This window comes from Enterococcus sp. C53 (assembly GCF_040887425.1).
Taxonomy (GTDB): Bacteria; Bacillota; Bacilli; order Lactobacillales; family Enterococcaceae; genus Enterococcus_B; species Enterococcus_B hirae.
This window is the reverse complement of record NZ_JBFOFT010000014.1, coordinates 22497-37553: the sequence shown is the minus strand read 5'-3', so window position 1 is coordinate 37553 and position 15057 is coordinate 22497. Positions and strand designations below refer to the sequence as shown.

The 15057-nt window shown below is 35.5% G+C and carries 10 protein-coding genes and 3 pseudogenes; all 13 read left to right on the top strand.

Features of this window, described 5'->3' with window-relative positions:
* The coding region (locus AB3I42_RS13475) for a DUF1456 family protein (protein ID WP_368022557.1) at window positions 1-339 on the top strand (339 nt) is incomplete at its 5' end.
* Between the two features lie 99 nt (window positions 340-438).
* Window positions 439-1089 (top strand): hypothetical protein, encoded by a 651-nt coding sequence (locus AB3I42_RS13470; protein WP_002312640.1) that lies wholly within the window; start codon window positions 439-441, stop codon window positions 1087-1089.
* 450 nt (window positions 1090-1539) lie between these two features.
* Window positions 1540-2478 carry a 2-dehydropantoate 2-reductase gene (locus AB3I42_RS13465; RefSeq protein WP_002291914.1) on the top strand — a complete coding sequence of 313 codons (939 nt, stop codon included), beginning with the start codon at window positions 1540-1542 and terminating at the stop codon, window positions 2476-2478.
* Between the two features lie 12 nt (window positions 2479-2490).
* A complete protein-coding gene (locus tag AB3I42_RS13460) occupies window positions 2491-3543 on the top strand; it encodes a PTS sugar transporter subunit IIC (protein WP_002291912.1) in 1053 nt (350 codons plus the stop codon).
* Window positions 3544-3808: 265 nt separating this feature from the next.
* Window positions 3809-4444 (top strand): DUF998 domain-containing protein, encoded by a 636-nt coding sequence (locus AB3I42_RS13455; RefSeq protein ID WP_002330002.1) that lies wholly within the window; start codon window positions 3809-3811, stop codon window positions 4442-4444.
* Window positions 4445-4676: 232 nt separating this feature from the next.
* Window positions 4677-5081, top strand: a complete 405-nt coding sequence (locus AB3I42_RS13450) for an organic hydroperoxide resistance protein (protein WP_081123633.1) — start codon at window positions 4677-4679, stop codon at window positions 5079-5081.
* Window positions 5082-5213: 132 nt separating this feature from the next.
* On the top strand, window positions 5214-6257 hold the full coding sequence (locus AB3I42_RS13445) for a hypothetical protein (protein ID WP_181914304.1): 1044 nt from the start codon (window positions 5214-5216) through the stop codon (window positions 6255-6257).
* A 14-nt stretch (window positions 6258-6271) separates the two neighbouring features.
* A pseudogene (locus AB3I42_RS13440) lies at window positions 6272-6834 on the top strand (restriction endonuclease subunit S).
* Window positions 6835-7115: 281 nt separating this feature from the next.
* Window positions 7116-7964, top strand: coding sequence for a hypothetical protein (locus AB3I42_RS13435; protein ID WP_181914305.1), 849 nt, complete (start codon window positions 7116-7118; stop codon window positions 7962-7964).
* A gap of 893 nt (window positions 7965-8857) precedes the next feature.
* Window positions 8858-10486 (top strand): hypothetical protein, encoded by a 1629-nt coding sequence (locus tag AB3I42_RS13430; RefSeq protein WP_256870119.1) that lies wholly within the window; start codon window positions 8858-8860, stop codon window positions 10484-10486.
* 568 nt (window positions 10487-11054) lie between these two features.
* Window positions 11055-11749 (top strand): annotated as a pseudogene (locus tag AB3I42_RS13425) (DUF4767 domain-containing protein).
* A 308-nt stretch (window positions 11750-12057) separates the two neighbouring features.
* The gene (locus AB3I42_RS13420) at window positions 12058-13698 is read left to right on the top strand and encodes a membrane protein (RefSeq protein WP_010737049.1); all 1641 of its coding nucleotides are present in this window, start codon (window positions 12058-12060) and stop codon (window positions 13696-13698) included.
* Window positions 13699-14155: 457 nt separating this feature from the next.
* Window positions 14156-14899: pseudogene (locus tag AB3I42_RS13415) on the top strand (hypothetical protein).
* The last annotated feature ends 158 nt before the right edge of the window (window positions 14900-15057 follow it).

Sequence of the window (15057 nt, the reverse complement as noted above, 5' to 3'; positions counted from 1 at the left end):
GAAAAAACCATCAACAACCAAGTTTTTGACGCATTCCTAAATGGCCTGATTCTCTTGGCGCGTGGTCCGCAAAAAGATAAGCCGATAGTAGATACGCCGCAAAAAAGCAAGGAAATCAAATATATCAACAATGTGTTGCTAAAAAAATTAAAAATCGCCTTGTCTATGACCACTGATGATATTTTAGACGTTTTTGCTGAGGCAGAAATCTATCCATCAAAAGGCGAAATCGGGGCATTTTTGAGAAAAGAAGGCCAACGAAATTTTAAGCCTTGCGGAGATAAATATATGCGTAATTTTCTCAAGGAGTTAGGAATTTATAATCGGAGAAAAGTATAAAGAAATTTCATGAGAAATCAAAACAATGGTTGTTTTGATGAGAGCTAGTTTTTGTATGAGATTAAAATATTATCTTAATCGAGGAGCTGGATTGGTTTTATGAATGATGAATATAAGAATGATGAAGATAAGATGCTTTTTGAAGAGATAGAGAATCGATGTAGGCTCAATTTTGAGCTTCGGGGAAAGATGTCTTTAATACAACAAAAAAAGTATTTAGCGAATAAATCAGAGTTTACTCTGGGACATGTTGAAAAATTAATCTCGGATTGGATTAGTAGTAGAAGCGAATTTACAAAAATAAAACAGCCGATTAAATTTGACATGAAAAAACTTTTGTTAAATAAGAGTGAGATAGGTAATAGAGATCAATATATTAGAGCTAAAGGGCAAGAAATAATTGATTCATTAGGTGAAATGAGGTCATACAATTATTTGTATGTAACACATAGAGCTGATGGAATGGTCATTACTGTGGGGAAATCTTCTTCTAATGATATTTTTTTAGATGGAGATCTTTTTTATCAACTCAATATAAATCACTTGTCTGGCACTGAAAATATAATTTTAAGGACGGAATATGGCAATGAAATATTTGCAAAATATGATGAGATTTTAAAAAATTATTTAGACTGGGCTTGGATAATTCCGGTTGAGTCAGGAGATGCTAAGAAACTGGAGAGATTATTGGGCGATGAACTAATTAATAAAAAAGTACCAATTTTAAATTATTATTCCCATAGACAATAAAAGGCTATTTTTCATGATAATACTAGTTATAACTGTAAAAATGGAAGAAAATCTGGGAAAGAATTTTTTAAATAAGTGTATTGTTCGATTTTAATAAATAATAAGCAATACCATCCGTCTGTGTTGCGCAACATCGTACTACAATGAATATTTTTTCACAAAAAGAAAGTCATCCATCGAATGAATGGAAGGTTTTAGTATACACGAGGTTAATGCCCCCTCCTTTATAATCAGAGGAGTGAGATTTTTTCTATGAATGTTTCTATTTTCTTATTGCTAGTCTAGTTTCTCTTACGATGAAATTGGGATTCTATTCCAGTTTTTATTGATTTGCTGATAAAATAACTTGAATGGTGGATATAAACATGATAAATAAGAGAAGAATAACAAAACGAGGTTGTGAAAAGATTCTCAAATGAGTATAATAGAAAGAAAAAGGAGGAAGAATCAATGAAAATAGCAATTGCAGGCGCTGGCGCAATGGGAAGTCGCTTTGGGTTGATGCTTCACCAAAGTGGGAACGAAGTATTATTAATCGATGGCTGGGCAGAACATGTCCAACAAATCAAAGAACATGGATTACAAGCAAATTTTAATGGTAAAGAGGTAGAAGCAAAACTACCAATCGTTCTTCAATCCGAAGTAGAAAAAGAAGATCAAGTTGATCTGATTATTCTATTTACCAAAGCGATGCAGCTGGAAAAAATGCTGCAGGATATCCAATCATTAATCAAAAAAGATACAGAGGTCTTATGTCTATTAAATGGTATCGGGCATGAAGATATTATTGAGAAATTTGTACCAATGGAAAATATCTATATTGGAAATACCATGTGGACGGCAGGTCTTGAAGGTCCTGGTCAGGTCAAATTATTTGGAAGTGGTTCAGTAGAATTACAAAACTTAGGTGATGGAAAAGAAGCAGCTGCAAAAAAATTAGCAGACAAATTGTCTGAATCAGGATTAAATGCTCATTTTTCTGACAATATTCACTATTCTATTTATCGCAAAGCATGTGTGAACGGAACAATGAACGGACTATGCACAATCTTAGACGTTAATATGGCTGAGCTAGGAAAAACATCGACTGCTCATAAAATGGTGGCGACGATTGTCAATGAGTTTGCCAAAGTAGCAGCAGTAGAGAAGATTGAACTAGATGTCCCAGAAGTCATTGCACATTGTGAATCTTGTTTTGACCCGGAAACAATTGGGTTACATTATCCTTCAATGTATCAAGACTTGATTAAGAACCATCGATTAACAGAAATCGATTATATCAATGGCGCAATTTCTAGAAAAGGGAAGAAATATGGTGTTGCGACGCCTTATTGTGATTTCTTGACTGAGCTTGTCCATGCAAAAGAAGATAGTTTGAACGTAAAATAAAGGAGAGATTGAATGGAAACTTCACAAAAAATATCACCGAAAATTTTTCTGAATAAAGTCCTCGCTGGTACAGCAACAGGAATCATTATTGGATTGATTCCTAATGCAGTATTAGGTGCCATTTTAAAATATTTTAGTGCGTATCCCTTTGCGGTAACGATCGCACAGTTAGCAGTTATTTTTCAACTAGCAACACCTTTGATCATTGGTGGTTTGATTGCCTTACAATTTGGATTTGATCCGATGAGAATGATGGTTGTAGCCGGAGCTTCTTTTGTTGGTTCTGGTGTAGTCAAATTCACACCTGATTTGGGTGAAACGGGTGTTTACGTTGGTGCTGGTACAGGCGATATTATTAATACGATGCTGACAGCATCGATTGCTGTCGGGCTGATTTTACTGATTGGAAATAGTTTTGGGTCAGTGTCGATTGTGTTAACACCGATTGTTGTAGGTGTAGGTGCAGGTTTACTTGGTTTTTATTTATTCCCTTTTGTAACAGCAATTACTTCTGCAATTGGATCATTGATTAATAACTTCACTACCTTACAACCGCTGTTAATGTCTATCTTGATTGGTTGTTCCTTTGCCTTTTTGATTATCTCTCCTATTTCAACAGTAGCAATCGGAATGGCAATCCAACTAGATGGTGTTTCTGCTGGTGCGGCTGCGATGGGCGTAGCTGCAACCACTTTTGTTTTAGTAGTGAACTCTTGGAAGGTTAATAAGTCAGGTGTGACAATTGCGATTGCTTTAGGCGCTATGAAGATGATGATGCCTAATCTATTTAGAAAACCTGTGATTCTTATTCCTTGTTTAGTTAGTGCAGTGATTACAGCTATTCCTGTCGCTCTATTTTCTATTTCAGGTACACCTGCTTCTGCTGGTTTCGGCGTGGTCGGACTTGTTGGTCCGTTGGCTTCTTTAGATGCAGGGCTAAATGGCTTTCTTGTTGTTCTTTGTTGGTTAGTCATCCCTGTTTTTGCGGCACTAATTACTCAATTTTTATGCGAGAAAGTATTTAAACTGTATGATCGAGAAGAAGTCTTCAAATTTTTAGGCTAGTAGATTTTACTAAGAAATTTTCAATCAATGGATGCGTAAGTGAGATGTCAACAACATCTGACTTACGTTTTTTTGCCTTTTTGAGTAGGAGATTGATGCTGACAACTGAACTCTTCAGTGCCATTCGATTTTTTAAAATGTAGAAGAAACTCACCTTTATGTTATTGATTGTTCAAAAGGCAACTAGAATAAAAATATGTGTTAAAATGAGAAAAAATTTGATTGTTGGATGTATCGAATAATCACTAAAAAGTAGGGGAATAAAATGATTTTTTTGCAAAAATATGGTTTTTATTTTTTATTATTAGGTGTGATTAGTGATTTATCGACACCGTATATCCTTGGCCTTTTTTATCCCAAACTGAATCAAATGACTACCGTAATTAGTGTGTTTGGTGACGTAGATAGTCCAGTCAGACGTGCTTTCTTGGTCTGGTCAGTTGTATCTGGACTTTTTTTTGTTCTTTCGTTGCCTGCGTTGTATCACCTATTTGTTGGAACATCAAAAACACTTGCAATACTTGTTGTTGCAACAGTTGGTTTATATGGGATAGGTGATTGTATTTTTACTGGCTTATTCAGTATCAATACGAATGAAAGCTCTTGGAATCTATCGACTTGGATCCATAATATAGGTTCTGGGCTAGGCTATGCAGGATTTCTACTTTTCCCATTGTTACTTGTTCTGCTTTATCGTCAAAGTGGTCAAGGTACGCTTAGCCATTTTTATCTTGTTTTAACAGTTATTAGTTTACTAATTGCAGGTCTTTACGGATTAGCACGGATTCCGTCGATTAGTCAGTTTGCCTTCTTTAAGCAATTGGGCTTCTTTCAACGATTAAGTTTTTTCTTTAACTATTTGCCGATGATTTGTTTAAGTTTTTTTCAACTACGAAAGTAGAAAAAGCAGTGTGAAGCTGATTAAGTGGTTCTATGATATTTGGTGTTGTTACTCAAGGCGAGTAAGGACACCAAATATCATAGAACCCTTCTTTTTTTGTATAGATAAACTGCTTCTATCACTGATCATCGATGTTGTCTAACTGATGTCGCCGAATGCAAGCATTACCTTTGTCAGATTAAAAAATACTCGTTACACTTAATATAGAACGACGAAAGAAAGGATGATCTCAATGAAAAAAATGTACGAAACAGCAATGATCAATCGTGGAGGCCGTGATGGCGAAGTTGAGGCACCAAACGGAAGTATGCACATGAAGATCGACCGCCCAGGAATCCATAGTGAAGGGACAAATCCGGAACAACTTTTTGCGGCTGGATACGCATCTTGCTTCAACGGCGCGGTTCAACACATGCTGGAAGAAAATAATCTTGAGTCTGATTCTGAAGTCAAAGCACGGGTATCTTTATTTCAATTAGAAGATGGGGGCTACCAAATCGGGGTCGTTTTAGAAGTTTCTTTGCCAGGACTTGATAAGGACCAGGCAGAGAAAATCGCAGAAGAAGCCCACGCATTTTGCCCATACTCTAAAGCAACAAGAGGCAATATTGATGTGGAAGTGACTATAGTAGAATAAGGGATTCTTAATGTTACTATAAATGAGATTATGAAAGATCCTATAAAGAAACGCTAGTAAAAGAAACATGTAGTTACGGTAATTAATAGCGGTATATGGACGATTGATCGAATAGAACAAGGAGGCAAAAAAATGACACAGCGGGTAGCAATAATGATTTTAGTGTTGCTGGTCATTGGCCTCCTTGTTTACTATGTCCTAAAGTTTAAGCATTGGAAGCAGCAACGGATACATCAGGATATTGAAAAAAAGTTAAAACGGTATCCTATTGTTCAAGCAGCTTGGGAAAAGGCTGAAGCAAAACAATATAACATTCCTGGATTAACAGAAACAAGAATGGTGGTGCCGGAAACCGGCGAAAATGAGGTTTGTCAATGGATGACGCCGCAAGGGTTGGCTTTTTCTCAAGATTTTGTGTTTATTTCTGCCTACTGCTATGACCATCAGCATCATTCTATTATTCATGTACTGGATAGAGAAACAGGACAGCCGATCAAACTGCTGATTTTACCTAAACGGCCACATGTAGGGGGCTTAGTATATGATACAAAACGGGAACTTTTATGGTTGACAATCACAGGATCTGCTACTGGACGAGTAGCCGCTTTACGTTTGATCGATATCTTAGCAGATACATCTAAAGAGACGGGACAGCCAATCGCTTATTGGCTGACAACTGATCTCTCAGAGATTCCACAAGCATCGTATTTGACTCAAAACAATGATCAACTGGTATCTGGCAACTTCACACTAAAAGGTGAAGGACAGTTGACTTTCTATCTATTGCCGACGATAGCTGAAATGAAAACAGCAATTCGCCGCAAAGACAAAATCCAACCAACCGTGACAATGAGCAGAAAAACATCTGATAAGATTCAAGGTGTGGCTTTTTATGGCCATTATCTCTTAGCCAGTCGTTCTTATGGTCCTTATACCTCGGAACTCTTAGTGTCCGAGCGGGACTCTCCTAGCCGGATCCTAAAACGAATCAAATTTCCACCGTATTTGGAACAAATCGTTGTTGTAGAAGATCGTCTAGCAGTATTGTTTGAAAGTGGCGCCGCAGCGTATCGCGAGAAAGCCAATCCTGTGTTAGCCAATGTTTTATTACTAGACTTAGCAACGTTGCTTCATGCAAATAAGCGTCCCAAAAAGATTGCTGCAACTAAAAAATAGTCGGACAACTCAAGATGATCACTGTTGTTCATAAAGAACGACAAGAAAAATCATCTAGCGATGTTCAACTATGGGTTTATTTAGGAAGTATTTCTACTAAGATTCAATATGGCTATACAGATTCGGCGAAAAAAAAGGCAATGTTAAGTTTTTAAGAATCACAGATATACAAGAGGGACGTGTAAATTGGTCCAGTGTGCCTTACTGTGATATTAGTAATTCTAAACTAGTTGATTTAAGATTGGAAGAAAATGACATTTTGATAGCAAGGACAGGAGGAACTATGGGAAAAAGTTTCTTGGTTAAGGAAATAAGTGAGGAATCTGTTTTTGCTTCTTACTTGATTCGAATTAGGTTAGTTGAGAAATTATTATCAGAATACGTAGACTGCTTCTTAGACTCGCCATTATATTGGAAGTTATTAGAAAAAATTTCTTACGGAACTGGGCAACCAAATGTAAATGGTACAAATTTATCTAAACTACTTATACCATTACCACCTTTAGAAGAACAACAACGCATGACTACTAAAATAGAAATGATAAGAAGATCTATTCGTAGAATCAATTTTGAGTAAATATAACGGACCTAGCATCCATTTTATACCAGATGATGCTAGGTCTATTATTTATATTTTATGGAATTTAATTGATTTGTTCTAGTGTTTTAATATTATTACGACAGTAAAAAAATAGTTTGATTCTTCTAACATGAATAACCATCTAGAAGTGGAAATGTATAAAAGATTTATTTTATGAAGTTTTCCTAATATCATTCACTCATGATACGCAGCGCCTTATCATAAATAATGATATTTTTTCTGAGACAGGGAAAAAATAGTGAAACAGAGGAGTATAAATGAGTGAACTTAAAAAATTTTCTACATCTACTTTAGCTGAGTTGCAAAAAGATGAAAAACATCCTTACTATGTTTACTGTTTGGTTGATCCTAGAAACAACCAGACTTTTTATATTGGGAAAGGAAAAGGAAATCGTATTTTTGCCCATCGTCAAGCGGCACTGAATATGCTAAGAAAATCAGATTTACTTGAAGAAAATGAGACAGTTAGAACATTAAAAATAAAAACAATTCAAGAAATAAATGGGATGAAACTGAAAATATCGAGCTATATACTTAGCTATGGCTTAACGGAGAGTGAAGCTTATGCAAGCGAAAATGCATTGATCAATTATGCTCAATTGATCCAAGGTCTTTCGTTAACGAATTTAGTAAAAGGACATGGATCTAAGGCGATGTCAGTTGAAGAAATCGAAGACCGATATGGGTTTCAACCGATGTCTATAAATGAAATAGCGACGAATGAGTTGATTCTAGCAGTAAAAGTAAGAGATGCGTTCAATCTTTCTAAAGATGAGTCACAAGAATATCCAATCGATGACAGATTTCGTGATGATAATAATTTAAAATCCCGTACGCTAGGTAACTGGGTAATCGGTCGTGATAAGATACATCGGATTCGCTATGTTATAGCTGTTAATACAGGAGCAGATAATGCGGTTGTTGCAGCATATAAAGTTTCTTCTCAATATTCTGAATCGAAGAAATTTGAAAATGGTCGAACACGCTATGCGTTTCAGGCATTATTGAATAGAGAAGATACTTTGCGAGAACTTAATTTATATAAACGATCTTTACCAGATATCAAATTTGGTAGTGGGAGTGCAATTGCATATATTAACAATTAGAACGATGATTATTATAATCATTTCCAATGGTATTTTTGGTAGTAGTTACCTGAAATAAATATAATTTTAAATATATATTATATCCATGAAGAGAGTGGGACAATAGTCAGAAAAAATCTGATTATTGTCCCATTTTTTGATTTTAAGGTACACAAAAATCAAAAAAATTTGTATGATTATAAATCCGTTTTTTACTCATATTCCAACATCTTAATAAATGTTTTTTACGTTTTTTTGAAAGAAAGTACGTTACTTAATGAAATTTGGCACGATAAAGTCTATCAATGGATGTCTAGAGATAGGGATCTATTTTTTGTTGGTTTCGGCTTATTTCAAGGGGCTACTGCTTAAACAGCGCTTTAGAGTGAATGATAAGATTGAGGTTCCAAATAAATCTTTAAATAAAAATAACGATATTTTGAATCATCAACTCGATGAAGCCTTTTCATGTCTATGTTATAGGTTATTAAATGACAAAACTAGTTGTTTTTTGATAAAATCACATACGTTATAAATTGAAATCTGTCAGTTGTTTAGAAGGGAGAAGGGATCAATGAAACCATCTATTCGTCAATGGATAGCTTAGGATTTAATAATGGATCTTGAGGTAACTAACTCATATGTTGAAAATAATCACACCTTTTCATTATTCAAAAGATGAAAAAAATAATGAATGAGTGAGAGAATAGAAAAAATATTTTCTTGCTGATTAGGTATAGTGTATTTCATGTTAGTTAAGAAAAATAAGTATGTCATAAACATAACTAGCAAGCTCTTTTAATATGAAATGATAAAAATGAGAGTGATTCACCCAATGAATAATCACTGAGTCATTTCAAATAGAGTAACGTATGAAAGGAGAAATAAAAATTGTTATGAGATTCAATTGAAAAATCATTTTGTTTGTTCTGCTAATAGCTATTGCAAGCACTTATTCCTTTATCTTTTTTAATAATACAGAAAAGATCGCAACGACAGGAGATATTGCTTTTCATTTTTCCAGGATCAAAGGATTGGCTTCTGTATTTTCGGGTCCGATCAATTTTACTACATTCAATAGTTATGGTGGTGGGGTCAACTTTTTTTATCCTTATCTAACCCTGTTTCCAGCTGTAATCTTTTACTGGATTACCCATAATTTGATCTTAAGTTATATGTTATATGTTTGGGTACTGAATGTGTGTACAATCCTCATCACCTTCTATTACGGACGGAAATTTTTTAAACGTGTAGATGCGGCATTTTTATTTAGTTGTTTCTATACTTTTTACGGGTATCGAATGATCGATATTTACCAACGTTCAGCGATTTCAGAATCAATTGCTCTGACGATTATGCCAGTAGTCCTCTACTACACGTATAGACTTCTTTTTGAAAAGAAGAATTGTGTGATTCCTTTAGCTGTTAGTATGAGTTTGCTTATTTATACGTATGCTCTTTTTACGTTTATGAGCGTAATAGTTATTGGGCTTTTGTTTATCGGTTCACTTTTGGCTAAACGAAAAAAGAAAGAAAATGTTTTGGACTTGTTTGTTGGAATGGCAAAAGCTGTCGGCTGGACGACTCTTTTAACAGCGTATGTTTGGTACCCAATGCTGCAGCAAGTCCTGCATCAAAGCATCAATCGTCCTTTCCGCACAAACCTTCAGGAGCGGGGAGTGAACATTTTTGAAAGTTTGTTTGGTGCGATGACTAATGATTTGACGACATTTACAATGGGAACGATTGGTGTCGTGTCATTAGTCCTCCCGCTTTTCTTTTTGAAAAGATTTGAACGAAGAGAAAGAGTCATTTATTTTTGTGCAGTAGCTACGTGGTTTTTATCGACGAATGTTTTTCCATGGTTTCTTTTACAAAATACACCTATCCAATTGATTCAATTTCCTTGGAGAATCTTAGGGTTTCAAGTGCTTTTCGGATCATTGATCTTGGTGATGGTCTTTTTGAAATGCAGACCAGATCAGAAAAAAAGTATATGGTGGATTGGCGGAATCGTCCTCCTGCTTTTGACACTAACAGTAGTAACGAAAATAAATTATACGCAAAAGATCCAATCCTATAACGCTCGTCTGATTATGACAAAAAAAGAGATTAAGCATTACACGACTTCAGGGACAGGGGGACTTTATGATTATGCACCGTCTGATGCGCTGAAATACAAAAATCAGTTGAAAAAACATGAAGTAAAAGTTGGGAATGAATGGAAAAGTAGTTCTCATAAAGCGTATGATTCAAAAATCATTTATACAGTGGAAGATGCGCAAGGGCAAAAAATCACGTTACCTGTGTTTGATTATTGGGGAACCGTTGCGAAAGTAAATGGTCAAACGACTAGCATAGAAAATGATGACGGGTTAGTAGCGGTTAAAGGAAAAGAAGGAACGACTACGATTGAGGTTTCCTCTACCTATCCGCCAACGATGATTCTTGCATTACTAACAAGCGTTGGAACTTTTTTATTTATCTTTATTCGATATTTACTGAGAAGAAAAAATTTAGTAAATAGTAAAATGGTGCTCTGATGAAGGGATCTAAAGTGAATGGCAGTGCAGAACAAACGTGAAATTGAATAAAGAAAATTTATAGAGTTTTCTTTTATTTTGTGGATGAATAAGTTATCTATTAGAGACAACATTTTCAGCCATTTTTGAAATAGCAACCAATGATCGTATTCCTCAACGATACCGCTAGAAACAAGGCGGGCGTTGAGGATTTTTTTGTTAATTGTATCAGTCTATTTGTTTTAGCTGTTTCTCTTGTGCCTAATGGTTTAAGTTTTGTATATTTACAGCAATTACGGAGAATATCTGAACAAAGAGTTAGATGTATTTGATACTAGTCATAATTGATAAATGAGGGATTGCGTTTTTCCGTGTCTCTTTATAGTTGATCAGTATTTTCTATGGCAAACTACTCCTTAGAAATCTACATAAACCTTTTTTTGAGTATCTGATTCTGATTTCGTAACAGTTAAACCAATTTTCTAGTTTGCAGATGAGGGATTGGTTAGAAATAATTTTTCAAATTTTCGGCATAATCTCAAGTTTGGTTTGTTAGAATGAGTGAAACAATCAAGGAGGAGTTTTATTAATGAAAAAGGGGATATTGTTGGCTGTGGGGTTGTTGTTTGTACTAGCTGGTTGCGGAACGGATCAGGCAAAAGATGTTTCAAGTAAATCGACAGACACTATTGTTACAAAAACAAGTAAGACAGGTTCAACAACGACGAAAGAATCTGATAAGACTGAATCATCCAGCTCATCAGAAACAAAGGTAAAAACAGAGTCCACGGCGACGAGTACATCAGAGTCAACTCAAACTACAACGGCTGAGTCTGCGACACCAAGTAGTCAGCCAGTTGAAAAAATAGTTGGGATGCGAGTAAGGCGACTGAATTAGCTACGTTTATGTCAACTTGGGGTCAGGAAATGGGACAACAGTATAGAAGCTACAATGATCATGTGAATGCTAATTATTATGGATTGCAAGTACCACAATACATTTTTGATGGGCAATGGTCTATGGTGATTGATCAAACACCGGTTACCGTAGAATGGTCAGAAAATGGCAGAGGACAAGCGGGATTTGAATTAGTGGCGATCTACTCTGATATCGATCATCCAAAACCGTCTGGAGCTCATTTGTATTTCTTTGGTTTCCAACAAAATCAACCTAAGGTAATGGTGACTCAGCAAAATCAAGGAAACCCAAACAATTATTTGTATTTCAAAGAGACTGAGAATAATGAATTGAAGAACGGTTTCGAGCGGATTGTGAATAGCTAGAAGAGACGTCCTTCCAAACTTAGAAAGAAAATTTCTTGGAAAAGAAGTTGTGAAAGCATTGGTTAGCTCCGATAATAAGAAGAAAAAATTTTTAGAAACAGCTTCTCGTGTTTTTGAAAAATTTAGGCTTATTGCAAGGAGCTGATGCTTGAACACCATTTATCTGTTTCCAGAGCAAAGAGTGAGATGGATGTCTCAGTCTTTTTTTCTGTTTCTAAAAGGATAGTTTACTAAATAAAACAGAAAAATTTATGAAAAATTCCAAGAATTACGTTATACTTATTATGATTTTTTGAAAGGAGTTACTAATGAAAACAAAGAAAAAATTGCTCTTATTTGTTATATTAATACTTATTGCGGGTCTTTATTCTGTGAATTATTTTAGGCATGCACAAACGATTTCTACGACAGGAGATATCGCATTTCATCTTTCCAGAATTAAAGGATTATCCTCTATATTATCAGGACCAATCAATTTTACGACTTTTAATAGTTATGGCAGCGGTGTGAACTATTTTTACCCCTACTTGACCCTTTTTCCATCGGTAATTTTTTATTGGATTACCAATAATTTGATCGTAAGTTATATTTTATACGTATGGGTGTTGAATGTTTGTACCATCCTATTGATGTTTTATTATGGTCAAAAATTTTTAAAGCGAGTAGATGCTGCCTTTTTATTTAGCTGTCTGTATACATTTTATAGTTATCGAACGATTGATATTTACCATCGTTCAGCGATTGCAGAAGCGATTGCACTGACGATTATGCCTGTAGTTTTGTATTATGCTTACAAAATGATCTATGAGAAAGCAACGGCTGCGATCCCGCTAGCAATCAGTATGAGTTTGCTTGTTTATACGCATGTTCTCTCTACTTTCATGTGTGCGTTTTTCATTGGAATGATGATCATAGGCAAACTGATTGTGAATAAACTAAATAAGGAAGAAACCATTCGCTTGGTGTTGGAGATGTCAAAAGCTGTGGGAATGACGATTCTTTTAACGGCCTATTTTTGGTATCCTATGTTCAAGCAAACCATGTATCAATCCATCAATCAGCCAGGAAAAACAGATCTGCAAAATCAAGCGATCAATGTATCTGATAGTTTGATTGGGGCCATGAATAATGATTTGGCCTCCTTTACAATCGGGATTATCGGGATTGTTTCTTTGATTCTTCCGCTTGTGTATTTTAAAAAGCTAACGAGCAAGGAAAAAGTGATTTACCTGATTGCAGTAGCTACTTGGTTATTATCAACTAAGCTGGTCCCATGGGCACTATTGCAAAATACACCCGTTCGATTGCTTCAATTTCCTTGGCGGATATTAGGATTTCAGGTACTTTTTGGCTCATTAATTTTATCCATTGTTTTTAATAGGATGGTATTTGGACAGAAAAAAAGAATACTTGGTATTGCAGCGATTGTTTGTTTTATGTTTGTTGTTTCGGCAGCCACTAAAGCCAATTATAATCACAAAGTGCCAACACTAGGTGACCATTTAGAGGTGAATAAAGACACTCTAGGTAGTTACATCACTGTAGGTGTTGGAGGGGTCTTTGACTATGCACCACTAGAAGCCATGAAATATAAGGAGCATGTGCAAAAGCATGAAATAAGAGTAGACAATGAATGGCAAACAGCAGCATATAAAGCTTCTGATTCCAAAATAGTCTATACAGTCAAAGGTGCTAAAGATAAAAAAATCACGTTACCCGTGTTTGATTACTGGGGAACTACAGCAAAAGTGAATGGGCAAAATACCAAGATTGAAAACAATGAAGGATTAGCAACATTTGAAGGAAAAGCAGGAACAACGGTAATTGAAGTTTCTTCTAAGTATCCCTTTACAATGATTCTTGCTTTTATTGTCAGTCTAGGAAGCTATCTTTTTGTTTTTATTCGTTTCTTGATCGGCAAATGTTTCGTTTCGAAAAAAATTGCGTAACATAAATATTCGTACTAGGAAAAAAACTGAAAGATTCGTTAACATCTAGTGAGATCACTAGGTGTTTTTTTATTCTTATTTAGTTCATGATGAATTTCATCAATGATTATTGGATAAGGCAATCTTTCAGATTCGACAGAGATCCTACGCTTATAAGCATTCTTTTTCACCCAGTCAATAGTTAATACAGAATTTGAATAGATCATTATCTAGCAGTCTTGCTTTTAATGCATTGATTAACACTTAACAAGCAGAACCCCAGATTCAACATTCATTTGTTCGTTTATTAATTTTTTTTCATAACTAAGTTATTGCTAGTCAATTTATTGTAAAGTAACGTATGAAATAAATGGACTGATAACGTAGCTTCTGAAATTGCTGTTTGAGCTAGTAGTGTAGCAATGAGGGATTTCAGCGTTAGATTGTTGCTAACAGAAGATGAATGGGGTGGGGGAACATGAAGAAACATTATTTGGCTTGTTTGTTGTGTCTGTTCTTTTTATTTGCTTTGCCAGTACAGGGCTTTGCAGTAGCGGGTGGACATGGAGGTGGCTCAACGAGAAGCGGTGGATCTGGCGGAAGTTTTGGTGGTAGTTCGGTCGGACATCATTTTTATGACGATCGGCCAATTATCGGAAGATCACGAGGGTATTATCGATCAAGTTCATACGGTGACGTAGAGGACTATGTATTAATGGGGGCGTCTGTTGGTGGTTTTGCGGCGTTTGCTTTATTTAAAAGGAAGAAAGAACAGCACAGTGTGACCAGAGAGCTATTTTCTCGTATGCCTGGGAAAAAGAAAGCGAAGAAAAGATTGCTTTCAGAGATCGAAACCAGCTTCTTTGCGATTCAAAACGCTTGGGAACATGAAAAAATGGAAAAAGCCTCGCGCTATTATACGAAAAAATTATTTTTGGAGCATCAACAAGTCTTACAAAAGAATCAAGCAGAAGGTATTAAAAATCATACTAAAAAAATCGTACTGCAACAGTTGGGGAACTATCGTCAAATAGAGGAAGACAGTTTCTCGATCTGAATTGATTTTAGTTGCTATGATTATACGATTGATCGAAAAAATAACCTGCTCTTATCAGGGTACAAGCATCAGCGACAATATTTTTCTCAGATCTGGTATTTCAATTATTCAGACAAAGAACAAAAATGGCAGGTAGATTATATTCAACCGATTTCATTGGGGTAAGGTAACGGTAGGAATGATTAGTGGATACTGAGTTTATTGATAACAAAGCATAAATCAAAAAATGGCATAGAGGGGGGAGCCGTGATCAGAATGAATCTGGTCGGCTCTCTTTTTTTGTGGGAATGTTTTTCTTTTTTAGTGAAGTACGGGGATATTCA